This is a genomic window from Pantoea sp. FN0302, from assembly GCF_050113775.1.
Classification (GTDB): Bacteria; Pseudomonadota; Gammaproteobacteria; order Enterobacterales; family Enterobacteriaceae; genus Mixta; species Mixta alhagi.
Genome location: NZ_JBNJSM010000001.1, coordinates 523,218 through 537,673, shown reverse-complemented (window position 1 = coordinate 537,673; position 14,456 = coordinate 523,218). Strand labels below are relative to the sequence as shown.

At 54.6% G+C, this 14,456-nt stretch carries 14 protein-coding genes and 1 riboswitch; of the genes, 7 read left to right on the top strand and 7 right to left on the bottom strand.

What is annotated here, in order from left to right; all coding sequences use genetic code 11:
• Window positions 1-186 precede the first annotated feature (186 nt).
• The 5 genes from manD to ACQE32_RS02430 all read left to right on the top strand — a co-directional run bounded on the left by manD (window position 187) and on the right by ACQE32_RS02430 (window position 6,076).
• Entirely contained in the window at window positions 187-1,401 is a 1,215-nt protein-coding gene (gene manD / locus ACQE32_RS02450; RefSeq protein ID WP_426972006.1) for a D-mannonate dehydratase ManD, read from the top strand.
• A gap of 10 nt (window positions 1,402-1,411) precedes the next feature.
• Window positions 1,412-2,422, top strand: a complete 1,011-nt coding sequence (locus tag ACQE32_RS02445; RefSeq protein WP_426980931.1) for a Zn-dependent oxidoreductase — start codon at window positions 1,412-1,414, stop codon at window positions 2,420-2,422.
• 69 nt (window positions 2,423-2,491) lie between these two features.
• Window positions 2,492-3,775, top strand: a complete 1,284-nt coding sequence (locus ACQE32_RS02440) for an MFS transporter (RefSeq protein WP_426972005.1) — start codon at window positions 2,492-2,494, stop codon at window positions 3,773-3,775.
• 53 nt (window positions 3,776-3,828) lie between these two features.
• A complete protein-coding gene (locus tag ACQE32_RS02435) occupies window positions 3,829-5,301 on the top strand; it encodes a mannitol dehydrogenase family protein (RefSeq protein ID WP_426980780.1) in 1,473 nt (490 codons plus the stop codon).
• Window positions 5,302-5,389: 88 nt separating this feature from the next.
• A complete protein-coding gene (locus ACQE32_RS02430; RefSeq protein WP_085071150.1) occupies window positions 5,390-6,076 on the top strand; it encodes a GntR family transcriptional regulator in 687 nt (228 codons plus the stop codon).
• A gap of 37 nt (window positions 6,077-6,113) precedes the next feature.
• Here ACQE32_RS02430 and fbaB read toward each other — a convergent pair whose 3' ends face one another.
• The 3 genes from fbaB to thiM form a co-directional block, all read right to left on the bottom strand.
• Window positions 6,114-7,166 carry a class I fructose-bisphosphate aldolase gene (fbaB, locus tag ACQE32_RS02425; protein ID WP_427021276.1) on the bottom strand — a complete coding sequence of 351 codons (1,053 nt, stop codon included), beginning with the start codon at window positions 7,164-7,166 and terminating at the stop codon, window positions 6,114-6,116.
• A gap of 152 nt (window positions 7,167-7,318) precedes the next feature.
• Window positions 7,319-8,119, bottom strand: coding sequence for a bifunctional hydroxymethylpyrimidine kinase/phosphomethylpyrimidine kinase (gene thiD, locus ACQE32_RS02420; protein ID WP_426972003.1), 801 nt, complete (start codon window positions 8,117-8,119; stop codon window positions 7,319-7,321).
• On the bottom strand, window positions 8,116-8,907 hold the full coding sequence (thiM, locus tag ACQE32_RS02415; protein WP_426972002.1) for a hydroxyethylthiazole kinase: 792 nt from the start codon (window positions 8,905-8,907) through the stop codon (window positions 8,116-8,118). The genes thiD and thiM overlap by 4 nt, the downstream gene beginning before the upstream one ends.
• Before the next feature lie 32 nt (window positions 8,908-8,939).
• Window positions 8,940-9,036: riboswitch (TPP riboswitch) on the bottom strand.
• A 266-nt stretch (window positions 9,037-9,302) separates the two neighbouring features.
• Here thiM and ACQE32_RS02410 point away from each other — a divergent pair.
• On the top strand, window positions 9,303-9,812 hold the full coding sequence (locus ACQE32_RS02410) for a GNAT family N-acetyltransferase (protein ID WP_427021275.1): 510 nt from the start codon (window positions 9,303-9,305) through the stop codon (window positions 9,810-9,812).
• 92 nt (window positions 9,813-9,904) lie between these two features.
• Here the strand turns inward: ACQE32_RS02410 and ACQE32_RS02405 are convergent, their stop codons facing one another.
• From ACQE32_RS02405 to eco, 4 genes are all read right to left on the bottom strand, one after another.
• On the bottom strand, window positions 9,905-10,327 hold the full coding sequence (locus ACQE32_RS02405; protein ID WP_426980775.1) for a GFA family protein: 423 nt from the start codon (window positions 10,325-10,327) through the stop codon (window positions 9,905-9,907).
• Between the two features lie 179 nt (window positions 10,328-10,506).
• Window positions 10,507-11,586, bottom strand: coding sequence for a lytic murein transglycosylase B (gene mltB / locus ACQE32_RS02400; protein WP_426971998.1), 1,080 nt, complete (start codon window positions 11,584-11,586; stop codon window positions 10,507-10,509).
• 196 nt (window positions 11,587-11,782) lie between these two features.
• Window positions 11,783-12,019 (bottom strand): putative hemolysin, encoded by a 237-nt coding sequence (locus ACQE32_RS02395; protein WP_426971997.1) that lies wholly within the window; start codon window positions 12,017-12,019, stop codon window positions 11,783-11,785.
• 50 nt (window positions 12,020-12,069) lie between these two features.
• Complete coding sequence (gene eco, locus ACQE32_RS02390) at window positions 12,070-12,570, bottom strand: serine protease inhibitor ecotin (protein WP_426980774.1); 501 nt, start codon at window positions 12,568-12,570, stop codon at window positions 12,070-12,072.
• Between the two features lie 299 nt (window positions 12,571-12,869).
• On the opposite strand from eco, the gene ACQE32_RS02385 reads away from it, so the two are divergent.
• Window positions 12,870-14,288 (top strand): sugar porter family MFS transporter, encoded by a 1,419-nt coding sequence (locus tag ACQE32_RS02385; RefSeq protein WP_426971995.1) that lies wholly within the window; start codon window positions 12,870-12,872, stop codon window positions 14,286-14,288.
• The last annotated feature ends 168 nt before the right edge of the window (window positions 14,289-14,456 follow it).

Genomic DNA, 14,456 nt, shown 5'->3' with positions numbered 1-14,456 from the left:
CTTCCAATCATACCCGATGCCCTTGTTTCTGGCCTGTTAGACGGTGGGTTAAACATATTCTTTACAACACAACCTGACAGCGCGAAACAGTGTGATCGCGATCGAACTCCTGCCCATCTCTACTTGTATGGTAGTACAACAGCGCTTAGATTTCGTTCATCCGAAGTCGCTATCAAGGTCAGAAGAATGAAAATCGTTAACGCTGAAGTCTTTGTTACCTGCCCGGGCAGGAATTTTGTCACGCTGAAAATTACCACCGATCAAGGGATCACTGGCATTGGCGATGCCACGCTCAACGGACGCGAGCTGCCGGTCGCTTCCTATCTGAAAGATCATATCTGTCCGCAGCTGATTGGCCGCGACGCGCATCAAATCGAAGATATCTGGCAGTTCTTTTATAAAGGCGCCTACTGGCGACGCGGCCCGGTCACGATGTCCGCGATTTCCGCCGTTGATATGGCGCTGTGGGATATCAAAGCCAAAGCCGCCAACATGCCGCTCTATCAGCTGCTGGGCGGCGCATCGCGTACCGGCGTTATGGTCTACTGCCACACCACCGGCCACAGTATTGATGAAGTGCTGGATGACTATGCGCGTCATAAAGAGATGGGCTTTAAGGCGATTCGCGTGCAGTGCGGCGTGCCGGGCATGAAAACCACCTACGGCATGGCAAAAGGCAAAGGCATGGCCTATGAACCCGCCACTAAAGGCGACTGGCCGGAAGAGCAGCTCTGGTCGAGCGAAAAGTATCTCGATTTTACGCCAAAACTGTTCGCTGCCGTGCGTGAACGCTTTGGCTTCGATGAGCACCTGCTGCATGACATGCACCATCGCCTGACGCCGATCGAAGCGGCACGCTTTGGCAAGCGCATCGAAGATTACCGACTGTTCTGGATGGAAGATCCTACTCCGGCAGAAAACCAGGAGTGCTTCCGCCTGATCCGCCAGCATACCGTTACGCCAATTGCCGTGGGCGAAGTATTTAACAGCATCTGGGATTGCAAACAGCTGATTGAAGAGCAGCTGATCGACTATATCCGCACCACCATTACCCATGCGGGCGGCATCACCGGCATGCGCCGCATCGCTGATTTTGCCTCGCTGTATCAGGTTCGCACCGGATCGCACGGCCCGTCCGATCTGTCGCCGATCTGCATGGCTGCGGCGCTGCATTTCGATCTCTGGGTACCGAACTTTGGCGTACAGGAATATATGGGTTACTCCGAGCAGATGCTGGAAGTCTTCCCGCACAGCTGGACCTTCGATAACGGCTATATGCATCCGGGCGATAAGCCAGGCCTGGGCATTGAGTTTGATGAAAAGCTGGCAGCGAAATATCCCTATGAGCCCGCCTATTTGCCGGTCGCCCGCCTTGAAGACGGCACCCTGTGGAACTGGTAAGGAAATGATGATGAAAAGCGTGGTTATCCAACAACCCGGCGAACTGCAGCTACAACAGCGCGCATTACCGGAACCAGCCGCAGGCGAAGTACGGGTAAAAGTGCGCTACGCCAGCATTTGCGGTTCAGATGTGCATATCTGGCACGGCCATAACCCTTTTGCGCGCTATCCGCGCGTTATCGGTCATGAATTTTTTGGCGTGATCGACGCCGTCGGCGCAGGCGTTGATGCCGCTCGCATCGGCGAACGCGTGGCGGTCGATCCGGTAGTGAGCTGCGGCCACTGCTATCCCTGCTCGGTGGGCCGCCCGAACGTCTGCCGTGAGCTACAGGTGATTGGCGTGCATCGCGACGGCGGCTTTAGCGAATATGCCGTTGCGCCAGCCCGCAATGCTTACCGCGTGCCGGATGCCATTCCCGATAAGCTGGCCAGCCTGATTGAGCCCTTTACCATTGCCGCCAATATCACCGCCTTTTTGCAGCCCACCGCGCAGGACGTTGCGCTGGTCTATGGCGCGGGTCCAATGGGCCTGACGGCGATCCAGGTGTTAAAAGGCGTGTATGGCGTGCGGCAGGTGCTGGTGGTGGATCGTCTGCCGGAGCGGCTGGCGTTAGCGCAACAAAGCGGCGCGGATGTGGTCTTTAATAACAGCGAGGTGCCGCTGGCGGCCCAGCTGGAAGGCGTACAGCCGACGCTGATTATTGACGCCGCCTGCCATCCATCGATTCTGGCGGAAGCGGCGGCGCTGGCCTCACCGGCGGCACGTATCGGCCTGCTTGGTTTCTCTGCCGAACCCTGCACGCTAACGCAGCAAAGCCTGACCAGTAAAGAACTGTCGCTGTTTACCTCGCGCTTAAACAGCCATCGTTTCCCGCAGGTCATTGAATGGATTGAGCGCGGCGCTATCCAGCCAGAGAAGCTGGTTACGCACTATTTCCCGCTTGCCGAGGTTGAACAAGCCATGACCCTGTTTGAAAAAGATCCGCGTACCTGCTGCAAAGTTATTTTATCTGTTGAATAAGCCAGGGGTTGGGCGACGCTGTCGCCCTCCCGTAAATTATTATAATTATCAAACGATTACGGAGATACCATGTTCAAGAATTTACGTTGGACCATAGTACTTCTGCTGTTTCTGGTCTACATGATCAATTACCTCGATCGCGTAGCGCTTTCCCTCACCGTACCGATGATTGAAAAAGATTTGATGCTGAACGCCGAGCAGTTCGGCATGATTTTCGGCAGCTTCTTTTTCGGTTATGCCCTGTTTAACTTTATTGGCGGCCTCGCCACCGATAAATATGGCCCGACGCTGGTGCTGGGCATCGCTGTTGGCATGTGGTCGCTGTTCTGTGGCCTGACCGCCATTGCGACCGGCTTTTGGTCGATGCTGATCCTGCGCGTGCTGTTCGGTATGGCAGAAGGCCCGATCTGCGCCTCCGCCAACAAGGCAATTAACGGCTGGTTCCCGAAAAAACAGGCGGCCACCGCGATGGGCTTTCTGAGCGCCGGTTCGCCGCTGGGCGGCGCAGTAGCCGGACCGATTATCGGCTATCTGGCGCTGGCGTTCGGCTGGCGACCGGCGTTTATCATTATCTGTTCGATTGGCATCGTCTGGATGGTGGTGTGGTTTTTCATTGCTGCGGATAATCCGGCGCGCAGTAAACGTGTTTCCGCCGAGGAACACGCATTAATCGATAAACTCAAAGAGGCACAGCCGGGCGACGAGCCGGAGCTGGATCAGGCAGCGCACGGACTGGGCTACTATCTGCGTCAGCCGATTATCCTGGTTACCGCCTTCGCCTTCTTTTGCTACAACTACATTTTGTTCTTCTTCCTGAGCTGGTTCCCGGCTTATCTGGTGCAGGCGCACAACCTGGACATCAAATCGATGAGCATGACCACCGTTATCCCCTGGATTGTGGGTTTTGTCGGTCTGGCGCTGGGCGGCTGGATCTCCGATAAGATTTTCAACATCACCGGTCGTCTGCTGCTGTCGCGAAAAATTGTGCTGGTGGTCTCGTTACTCGCCGCTGCCCTTTGTGTGGCGCTGGCCGGTACGGTAGAAGGGGTAACTTCTGCGGTATTGCTGATGTCGGTCTCTATCTTCTTCCTGTATATCACCGGCGCGATCTACTGGGCGATTATTCAGGATGTAGTGCATAAAAGCCGTGTCGGCGGCATTAGCGGCTTTATCCATCTGATTGGCAGCCTGTCCGGGATTATCGGCCCGATCGTTACCGGTTTTATTGTGCAGCATACCGGCAAATTTGACAGCGCCTTTGTGCTGGCGGGCGTGATTGCCGCGTTAGGCGCGATGCTGGTGCTGTTTGTGATCAAAAGCCCGAAAGCCACCAACAAACCTGTTTCTGTATAACCACTTCCGGCGCGCATGGCGCGCCTTTTACGTTAAGTAAGAAGGATTTTCTCATGCTATCCGTTGAGACACTGGCAGACGATGTTTTGGTTCCCGATTACGATCGTTCCCGGCTGCGCGCACGCATTCTGCATATCGGTTTTGGCGCTTTTCATCGCGCCCATCAGGCAGTATGCGCTGACCGGCTGGCGCGGGAGCAGCAGAGCGACTGGGGTTATATCGAGTGCGAGATCAATCTCCACAGCACCGGCACGCTGGTGGAATCGCTGCGTCAGCAGGATCATCTGTACACCGTGACGGAGATGGCGGACAGCGGTAAAACATCACGTGCGGTAGGAGTGATTACCGCTGCCGTAAATGCGCGTACCGATGGAATCGACGCGGTGATTGAGGCGATGTGTCAGCCAGATATCGCTATCGTCTCAATGACCGTGACCGAAAAAGGCTACTGCCACCATCCCGCCACCGGCCAGCTTAACCTTGAGCATCCCGTTATCCAGCACGATATCGCCCACCCCGATGCGCCCCAGTCGCTGCCCGGCGTGATTCTGGCTGCCGTGAAGCGCCGCCGCGAACGCGATCTGCCGCCTTTCAGCGTGATGTCTTGCGATAATATGCCGGAAAACGGTCATGTCACGCGCAATGTGGTGTTACAGCTGGCAGAGAAACAGGATGCCGGACTGGCAGACTATATTCGTCATCATCTGACCTTTCCCTCTACCATGGTGGATCGCATTGTTCCGGCAATGACCCAGGAAGCGCTGGATACGCTGGGCGAAAAGCTGGGCTGCTACGATCCGGTTGCCGTGCAGTGCGAACCCTTTTTCCAGTGGGTGATTGAAGATAATTTCGTTAATGGTCGCCCTGCCTGGGAAAAGGCTGGCGCAGAACTGGTAGAGGATGTGCTGCCGTTCGAGGAGATGAAGCTGCGTATGCTTAACGGCAGCCACTCCTTTCTGGCTTATCTCGGCTACCTGGCAGGCTATCAACACATCAGCGACTGTATGGAAGATGAAAATTTCCTGCGTGCCGCCCGCACGCTGATGCTGGCGGAACAGGCCCCAACCCTGCGTACCCAAAATGTGGACCTGGTCGCCTACGCCGATTCGCTGATTGCGCGCTATCAAAACCGCGCCATCAAGCATCGCACCTGGCAAATCGCCTCTGACGGTACGCAAAAGCTGCCGCAGCGCTGGCTTGACAGCATCCGCTGGCATCTGGCGCATAACAGCCGTTTCGATCTGCTGGCGCTGGGCGTGGCGGGCTGGATCCGCTATGTCGGCGGCGTTGATGAACAGGGCAATGCGATTGAAATTAACGATCCGTTAAAAGAGACGCTGGCACAGCGCGTCAGTGAAAGTGCTGAAGGCGAAGCGCGTATTGCTGCCCTGCTCTCGCTACAGAAAGTATTTGGCGACGACTTGCCGGCTAATGAGCAGTTCACCACGCGGGTGCTGGATTTTTATCAGCAACTACTGAAATCCGGGGCGAAAGAAACGGTTAAGCAGCTTATCGCAAGCTATTAATTGTTCCTTTGACAAAAGGGCTGGCGCGGAGCTAACGGGCTGTTTAGACTGAAGGCTTTCGCGTCCAGCTGTCCAGGAAAGTTGTCGTATGTCAATAGCCTACACCATTACCGCTAACGAGCCGGTTAACCAGCAGATTTATCGCTTTTTGCGTCAGGATATTGTCACCTGCGTCATTCACCCTGGTTCACTGCTGTCAGAAAAAGAGGTCTCTTCACGTTTTAACGTGTCACGTCAGCCGGTGCGGGAAGCCTTTATCAAACTGGCGGAGGCTGGACTGGTACAAATCCTGCCGCAGCGCGGCACCTTTGTCCGTAAAATTTCCGCTCAGCGCGTGGCAGATGGCCGCTTTATTCGCGAAGCGGTAGAGATTGCCGTGGTGCGTCGGGCAGCAATGGAAGCGGCGCCCGCAGCGTTAATGGCATTGGAACATAACCTTCAGCTGCAAAAAATGGCGGCGCAGCGCCATGACGTACAGGCTTTTTTAATGCTGGACGATGAATTTCATCTGCTGATTGCACAAAGTATTCACTGTGAGCTGGCGTGGGAGACGGTAGAAAATATCAAAGCCACCATGGACCGCGTGCGCTTTCTAACGCTCAGCAAAGTTTCGCCGCCGGAGAGTCTGATTGAACAGCATGAGGAGATCCTCAGCACGTTGCGCAATAAAGATGCCGACGGCGCTGAACAGGCAATGCGTCGACATCTGCAGGAGATGATTTTCTCTATTACGCCTATCGCCGAGCAGAACAGCGAATGGTTTGAGCAGGTTTAACGGCTGGCCGGGCGGCTCCAGGCCGCCCGGCCAGCAATCAGGCGACAGTAATGTCGTTAGCTAAATAGACATCCTGCACGGCATTGATTAACGCCACGCCATCCTTCATCGATTTCTTAAACGCCTTGCGGCCCAGAATCAGGCCCATGCCGCCTGCGCGTTTATTGATCACCGCTGTACGAATCGATTCAGCGATATCGGTCTCGCCCGCCGATGCGCCGCCTGAGTTAATCAACCCGGCACGGCCCATATAGCAGTTAGCCAGCTGATAGCGCACCAGATCAATCGGGTTTTCACTGGTGAGTTTGCTGTAAACGCGTTCATCGGTGTGACCAAATTTCACCATATTGTAGCCGCCGTTATTCTCCGCCATTTTCTGTTTTACGATATCTGCACCAATGGTGGCGGCGAGATGGTTGGCCTGACCGGAAAGGTCGGCGCTAACGTGATAATCCACGCCCTCTTTTTTAAAGGCGTTATTGCGCAGATAGGCCCAAAGCACGGTTACCATTCCCAGCTCATGTGCACGCTCAAAGGCGGCGGAAACCTCTTCAATCTGACGGCGAGACTGTTCAGAGCCAAAATAAATAGTGGCGCCCACCGCTACCGCGCCCAGATTAAACGCCTGCTCAACGCTGGCGTAGAGGGTTTGATCATACTGTGCCGGATAGCTCAGGGTTTCGTTATGGTTCAGCTTTACCATAAACGGGATTTTATGCGCATAGCGGCGCGATACCGATGCCAGCACGCCATAGGTTGAGGCCACGCAGTTACAGCCCGCCTCAATAGCCAGCTCAACAATGTTTTTCGGATCGAAATAGCGCGGATTGGCGGCAAAAGAGGCACCGGCGGAGTGCTCCACGCCCTGATCGACCGGCAGAATAGAAAGATAGCCGGTGCCCGCCAATCGCCCGGAATTGTACAACGTCTGCATATTGCGCAGCACCGCAGGAGGACGATTGTTATCAATCATCACCCGATCGATATAATCCGCGCCCGGAAGGTAAAGGCTTTCCGCTGGAATGGTCATGCAGCGATGTTGCAAAAGGCTGTCTGCTTCTTTGCCCAATAACTGTACGATGTCCGTCATGTTTGCTCCTGTAAGGTTGAGGCGAGGCTTGACTGATCGGGCAGGGTTCCCACCGCCCGACGACCCGGCACAGACTGACCTCGTTTCCCTCACTAACGCAAACTGCTGACTCCATTTTTCAGAAATATTCGCGGGTAAATTTTACGTTACGCCTACCACCAGCGATAAAAATGGTGCACAGGCCCGATGCCCTTTCCTACCTGTAGCGTATCAGCCTGTTCCAGCGCGCCCTGTAGCCAGCTTTTAGCCGCTGCAATCGTAGTGGCCCAGTCATTATGACGCGGGCGTAGGGCAGCCAGCGCCGAAGAGAGCGTACAGCCGGTACCGTGCGTATTACGCGTGGCGATGCGCGGCGCAGTAAAACGTTGCTCGCCTTCACGGGTAAACAGCCAGTCCGGGCTTTCGGCATCGCTGAGGTGCCCGCCCTTGATCAGCACCGCCTCGCAGCCCAGCGCCAGCAGCGCTCTGCCCTGCTGCTTCATTTCCGCCTCATTACGCGCGTGATGCGTTTCCAGCAGCGCCGCCGCCTCTGGCAGGTTAGGCGTAATCAACGACACCTGCGGCAACAACTGCTGGCGCAATGTCTCGACCGCCTGCGGCGACAACAGCGCATCGCCGCTTTTCGCCAGCATCACCGTATCCAGCACTACCCAGGGAATTGCGGCGTGGCGAAGCCTTTCTGCTACCGCTTCGACAATATCACTCTCCGCCAGCATGCCGATTTTGGCGCTATCAATACGCACATCGCTTAATACTGAATCCAGCTGTGCGGCGACAAAGTCAGGTTCGATACGGTAAACCGACTGCACGCCGCAAGTATTTTGCGCTACCAGCGCCGTGATTACGCTGGTGCCATAAGCGCCCAACGCAGAAAAGGTTTTCAGATCGGCCTGGATACCTGCGCCGCCGCTGGGATCGGTACCGGCAATGGTTAATGCGTTGATGCGGATCATGCCAGCGCCTCCTCATTCAGGTTCCAGAGTCCGTCAAGAAAGGCCGGGATAAAACTGCCCGGCCCGCTTGTTGAAGCTGCTGCCTGAGCGCCGACGCAGGAGATAATCCGGCAGGCGCTGGCAACATGCAGCAGCCGATCGCCCGGCAACGCCGCAAAGCCAGCCACCACCGCCGAAAGCGCGCAGCCGGTGCCAACCACGCGCGTCATCAGCGATGAGCCGCCTGGAATGCACAGCGTGCGCTCGCCATCGGTGACGTAATCCACCTCGCCGGTAATGGCAACGATGGTGGCATAGCGCCGGGCCAGCTGCTGGGCAGCAGAAAGCGCTGATTCCGTCGAGTGCTGCGTATCCACGCCGCGTCCGCCGCCCTGCTGTAGCGCCAGCGCGAGAATTTCAGAGGCGTTGCCACGAATCGCTGCGGGCCGCAGCGTCAGCAGTTGCTGGCAGAATTCGCTACGCAAGCGCAGCGCCCCTACTGCTACTGGATCGAGCGTCCAGGGCGTGTCGGCTGCGTTAGCGGCGTTGACTGCTGCCAGCATGGCTGCGGCACGCGACTGGGTCAGCGTCCCGACATTAATCAGCAGCGCATCGGCGATAGCGCTAAACTGCGCGGCTTCTTCGGCATCGATAACCATCGCGGGCGAGGCGTGCAGCGCCAGCAAGACGTTAGCAGTAAAGGATTGCACCACATCGTTAGTCATGCAGTGGATCAGCGGCGCGCGCTGGCGGAACAGGGAGAGTGTGTGCGCAACAAGCGCGTTATCAGGCAGATCAGGCTGTTTCATAATGCTCCTGGCCGACGTTCAGGAAGCAATGCCGACCAGGCATCTGACTTCCCTACGCTGGCATTATCCAGATCAGGTAATACGGGTATTTCTCAGCCTTCACAAAGAAGGGCACCCCGAGTCATTTAAAATCAATAGGTTGTGATTAGCGTCTTGTTCAGACCTGTTAAGGATAATGCCAGTGGGAACAAGGAGAAACAAGTTTTAAAATCAGTACAGGAAGAGGCATAAATGATACTTGCCGCAGTCTGTGAAAAATCACTAACTAATGCGAGAACAACCATGGGCCTGACACTATTTTATTCACCGGGATCTGTAACGAAACCACAAACTGCAACGGGCTATCCGGCTGTGCCAGATAGTGATATCACAGGATGCCAGGCTGCCCTCATGTCATGAATATATTGATCGGATCTGCGCGAGCTGAGCACTTAGCCGCGCTACAAGCTATTGAATTAGCATCGTTTGAAACGTTACGCAGCGAAGGTGCCGTTGCCGGATCGCCTGCCGCAGGCAGTATGGAAGAATTCAGCAAGCTATTGCATGAAGGGTTGCTGCTCGCTGCCTTTATTCCGGGAGAAATTCCGGTCGGGTTCGCCGGTGCCTTTATTGTTGATAACTGGCTGCATATCGCCGAAGCTGATGTCCATCCAATCTGGCAGCGTCAGGGGATTGGCCGACAATTAATGAATGCGCTGCTTTCAGAAGGGAAGCGGCGTGGCTTAACGGGTGCCTCGCTGACAACCGATCGCTATGCGCCATTTAATGCTCCTTTTTACGCCTCGCTTGGCTTTCAAATCGCCGAAGGTAAGGTCATTCAGCCCCGTCTGAGAGAATTGCTCACAGCGGAAGTCGCATCAGGATTAAACCCGCAACGCCGTGTTGCGATGCAACTCTTCTATTGATATCGGGTTGGTTTTCAGGGCACTAAACAATAAATGGCGGTCAGCGGCGAAAAGCGCGGGTGTGCTACGCGTTACGCCGCATCCTCTCCTGCCTATACCTCAAGCAACCGTAAAAGAGCATCCAGTGACGCTACCGGGCCGCTGTGATTCACCGTTGAACGGGTTGTATCCCAGGACTTTGCATCATCCGTGCAGTAATCAGCGATGCAGGGAATATTTGCATCCTCATCCAGCAAGCCCACAGGGATCCATACGTAAGGCATTCCCCTTAAGACATTAGGAACCGTTGAGCCACACGCCGAACAAAAATCGGTGCGGTAACCGCCTGGTTTTGTCCAGCTTTTGATCGCGCCCTCACCCTTTATCCAGGCAAAGTTTTCCAGCTTAACCAGCGTGGCCAGATTAAAGCCAACTCCCGTTTGCTTGCGACAGAGTGAACAGTGACAGCGATAAAATGCCTTTGGCGGGACAACTAATCTAAACCCTACGCTGCCACACAGACATGAACCATCCATAAAATCCCTTCCTTAAACGCTATTGTTTTATCACTGTTCCCAGCTCCAGCAGAATGCTCCGCCGCCAGGTCATATAGCCTATAGAATTCCAGCAGGAGCGGAAAAAGAAAACAGACGCGATGTCCCTCGCCTGCCGGGAAATAATTCGTCCGGCAGGCAAGATACTTAAGCTTTCCGCCTTACTGGCGCGCCAGGCCTACCGCTTCACCCAGTTGCCATACCGCCATCGCATAGTGATTACTGTGGTTATAGCGGGTGATCACATAGAAGTTCGGCAGGCCGTACCAGTACTGATAAGATTTCCCCATATCAAAACGCAGCAGGCTCACCTGCGGATTACCGTTAATAGCGGCTTGTGGACGCAGTCCCGCTGCCGCCAGGCTGGACAGGCTGTAGCGGGTCTTAAAGCCATTCTCCAGCCCCGGCGCCTGACCGCTGGCCGGTACCGCAACGGTTTTACCCGGCTGCCAGCCGTGCTGTTTGAAATAGTTTGCTACGCTGCCAATGGCATCAACCGGATCCCAAAGGTTGATATGTCCGTCGCCGTTAAAATCGACCGCATACTGTTTTTCAGAAGAGGGCATAAATTGCCCATAGCCCATCGCACCCGCATAGGAACCACGCAGATCGAGCGGATCCTGCTGTTCTTTACGCGCCATCAGCAAAAAGGTTTCCAGTTCGCTGCTGAAAAACTCCGCCCGACGAGGATAGGCAAATGCAAGCGTAGCCAGCGCATCGATAATGCGCGTTTTACCCATGACGCGGCCCCAGCGTGTTTCCACACCAATAATGCCAACAATGATTTCCGGCGGAACGCCATATTCCCGCTGCGCGCGCTGTAGCGCATCCTGATACTGATTCCAGAAGACCACGCCGTTCTGTACGTTATCTGGCGTAATGAATTTATTGCGGTAACGAATCCATGCGCCGTTCGGCCCGGAAGGCGGCTGATAACCGGGCGTCGGCGCCTGGCGATCCATAAGGCGCAGCACCCAGCCCAGGCGTTTTGTTTGCGCCAGCACATCGTGCAGTTGTTGGCGATTAAAACCATGCTCCCGCACCATTTTATCGATAAAGCGTTCGGTCTCCGGATTACCGGCAAAATCACCGCTTAACGGATGAATTTCGTGTGCGGGCTTAAGTAAAAATCCACCTTCTCCCAGAAAAGGGTTGCCGCTTTGCGGCGGGGTCGGCGTCGGTTTGCTGCTACAGGCAGCCAGGGTCAGAATCAGCGGTAGAAGAAGGCGAGCATGACGCATTACAAATCCATATATTCAGCGATAAAAAAGAATTAATGGTAATCATGGATTGGTAATACGTAAAAGAAAATTCCTAATTTACTGAAAATTTCTGATGGCGTTGAGAAAGTGTAAATAACCGGCGTTGCGGGGTAATATGCAAAGCGTTTTGAACAGCGCGGCAAGGGGGTCAGCACAGACCTCCTTGCCGCTGTTGTTACGGATGGTCGCGCCGAAACAGCGTCCATTCTTCAATGCGCTCGCCGCCCGGTAAACGACAATAGCTCTTCTCGCCTTCTGCGGTTTGCACCCTTTCCAGCGTGCCCCCCTGCTTAATGCAGTAAGCCGAGGCGGGATTTGGCATGCCAATCAGCGGTTGCCCCTTCTGCGGCACTGATTGGTGGCTGCACCCTGTTACCGCCAGTGCAGTCAGCAGCATGATACTTTTTTTCATATTCACCCCATTGTCAGGGCGGCGTGCCGATCGCTCACCGCCAAACCTGATTATTGCGTAACCGCGTCGCTGACGGCGCTATCCGCCTGCCACAGGCGATATTTCACCTGAACGTCGGCTGGCGTATAAACCACAATCGGTAGCTTGCTGTTATAGCGTTGCAGGCTGTGGGCGCCGATATTGGCGGTAACAAATGCCTGATGTTTGCTGCTATTGATACAGGCCATCCGCGTAGAGGCCGGAGGGGTCAGGTTTTTAACCACATAATAGTTGTAACTCCAACCGTTCAGCGTCTGCTGCTCTATCTGCGCGCCCATCAGATGTTGGTTACAGTCTACTTCCAGCGTTTTACCGATCAGCAGTTCTACTTTATACAACTCTTCGTTTTGCTGCTGCGGCAGCCAGATGACCTGCCGGACCTGGCCTTTTTCCGCAGCCGGATAAGGCGCGACGCTTTCCAACTGAGGATGCCCCTCCGCTTTCTTCGGCTGCTGCGCGCACGCTGATACCGTGATACAGAGCGCACTAAGCAATATTGCTTTCATTTTCATCTTCATTTCTGCCTTTTATTGATGCATTTATCCAGGCTAACACGAAACAGCCGTAGTTAATGCTGAACCTAATCAAAAAAAGGGTAAAAAGCCAGACTGCGTTATTCGTGAGCGATGTGGAAAATTGTTGTGAGCTGATGCAACGAAAAGAAAATATCTGTGACATGGAGCGAGATCTGCATCACAAAACTCCCCCCACCAGCAAGAATATCCATCTCTATGGACCATTTAACATCACGCCCGCCGCAAAGAATTTTGTATGTTGCCCTATGGTGCAGTAAATAAATCTGGAGCGGTAAATGTCTTACGTTAACAGTAATTTAGATATAGATGATATGCACAGACGCAAAGTGCGTCGTATGAATCTGTTTATCTCTGTTTCCGCCGCGCTGGCTGGCCTGCTGTTCGGGCTGGACATCGGCGTGATTGCCGGGGCTTTACCTTTTATTACCGACCATTTTTCCCTGACCAGCCACCAGCAGGAGTGGGTGGTCAGCAGCATGATGCTCGGCGCGGCGCTGGGTGCCATCTGTAACGGTTGGGTCTCTTCACGTCTGGGGCGCAAATATAGCCTGATGGCAGGCGCAGTATTATTTATCCTTGGCTCACTGGGGTCCGCTTTTGCCGATAGCCTTGAAGTGCTGCTGGGGGCGCGCGTGGTGTTGGGCGTAGCGGTAGGCATCGCCTCTTACACCGCCCCGCTCTATCTTTCTGAAATGGCCAGCGAAAATATTCGCGGAAAAATGATCAGCATGTATCAGTTGATGATCACCTTCGGCATTCTGCTGGCGTTTCTTTCCGATACTGCGCTGAGCTACAGCGGCAACTGGCGCGCCATGCTGGGTATTCTGGCGCTCCCGGCGGTGCTGTTATTCGGCCTGGTGATTTTCCTGCCAAACAGCCCGCGCTGGCTGGCGGCGAAAGGCTTACATATCGAGGCGGAAGAAGTGTTGCGTATGCTGCGCGATACCTCCGATAAAGCCCGCGCCGAACTGAATGAGATCCGTCAAAGCCTGCAGATGAAACAGGGCGGCTGGACGCTGTTCAAACGCAACAGCAACGTACGCCGGGCGGTGTTTCTGGGCATGCTGCTGCAGGCGATGCAGCAATTTACCGGCATGAACATCATCATGTATTACGCACCGCAAATTTTCAAAATGGCGGGCTTCAGCAATACGCAACAGCAGATGATGGCGACGGTAGTAGTTGGATTAACCTTTATGCTGGCTACGCTGATTGCAGTGTTTACCGTGGATAAAGCGGGCAGGAAACCGGTGCTGAAGATTGGCTTTTCGGTGATGGCGTTTGCCACGCTGGTGCTGGGCTACTGCCTGATGCAGGCTGGCAAAGGCGATATCACTCCCGGCCTCTCCTGGCTGTCGGTGGGAATGACCATGATGTGCATCGCGGGTTATGCCATGAGCGCCGCACCGGTGGTCTGGATCCTCTGCTCAGAGATTCAGCCGCTGAAATGCCGTGATTTTGGTATCACCTGCTCTACCACCACTAACTGGGTGGCTAACATGATCATTGGCGCAACGTTCCTGACGCTGCTGGATGTGATTGGCGCTGCGGGCACGTTCTGGCTCTATACCGGTTTTAATCTGGTGTTTATCGCGATCACTTTCTGGCTGATCCCTGAAACGAAAAACGTCACGCTGGAACATATCGAGAAGAACCTGATGGCCGGTAAAAAGCTGCGGGATTTAGGGCAGTAACACCTTTGGTATCCTGTGCCAATGCTGTATCAATTACCTTTGTACCGTTTGGGCCTGAACAGCAGGCCCAAACGTTTTTGCATGATGGCATCACCGTTGCCGCCCCTGGCATGTTTATCTCTCCCTTTAGTATGTTGTAACTAAGAAAATGCGCAGCGTTGTGCATTC

Bases quoted from the DNA above. Each gene is read 5' to 3' on its own strand.
- manD (WP_426972006.1), top strand. From the start codon at position 187: ATGAAAATCGTTAACGCTGAAGTCTTTGTTACCTGCCCGGGCAGGAAT.
- ACQE32_RS02445 (WP_426980931.1), top strand. From the start codon at position 1,412: ATGAAAAGCGTGGTTATCCAACAACCCGGCGAACTGCAGCTACAACAG.
- ACQE32_RS02440 (WP_426972005.1), top strand. From the start codon at position 2,492: ATGTTCAAGAATTTACGTTGGACCATAGTACTTCTGCTGTTTCTGGTC.
- ACQE32_RS02435 (WP_426980780.1), top strand. From the start codon at position 3,829: ATGCTATCCGTTGAGACACTGGCAGACGATGTTTTGGTTCCCGATTAC.
- ACQE32_RS02430 (WP_085071150.1), top strand. From the start codon at position 5,390: ATGTCAATAGCCTACACCATTACCGCTAACGAGCCGGTTAACCAGCAG.
- fbaB (WP_427021276.1), bottom strand. From the start codon at position 7,166: ATGACGGACATCGTACAGTTATTGGGCAAAGAAGCAGACAGCCTTTTG.
- thiD (WP_426972003.1), bottom strand. From the start codon at position 8,119: ATGATCCGCATCAACGCATTAACCATTGCCGGTACCGATCCCAGCGGC.
- thiM (WP_426972002.1), bottom strand. From the start codon at position 8,907: ATGAAACAGCCTGATCTGCCTGATAACGCGCTTGTTGCGCACACACTC.
- ACQE32_RS02410 (WP_427021275.1), top strand. From the start codon at position 9,303: ATGAATATATTGATCGGATCTGCGCGAGCTGAGCACTTAGCCGCGCTA.
- ACQE32_RS02405 (WP_426980775.1), bottom strand. From the start codon at position 10,327: ATGGATGGTTCATGTCTGTGTGGCAGCGTAGGGTTTAGATTAGTTGTC.
- mltB (WP_426971998.1), bottom strand. From the start codon at position 11,586: ATGCGTCATGCTCGCCTTCTTCTACCGCTGATTCTGACCCTGGCTGCC.
- ACQE32_RS02395 (WP_426971997.1), bottom strand. From the start codon at position 12,019: ATGAAAAAAAGTATCATGCTGCTGACTGCACTGGCGGTAACAGGGTGC.
- eco (WP_426980774.1), bottom strand. From the start codon at position 12,570: ATGAAAATGAAAGCAATATTGCTTAGTGCGCTCTGTATCACGGTATCA.
- ACQE32_RS02385 (WP_426971995.1), top strand. From the start codon at position 12,870: ATGTCTTACGTTAACAGTAATTTAGATATAGATGATATGCACAGACGC.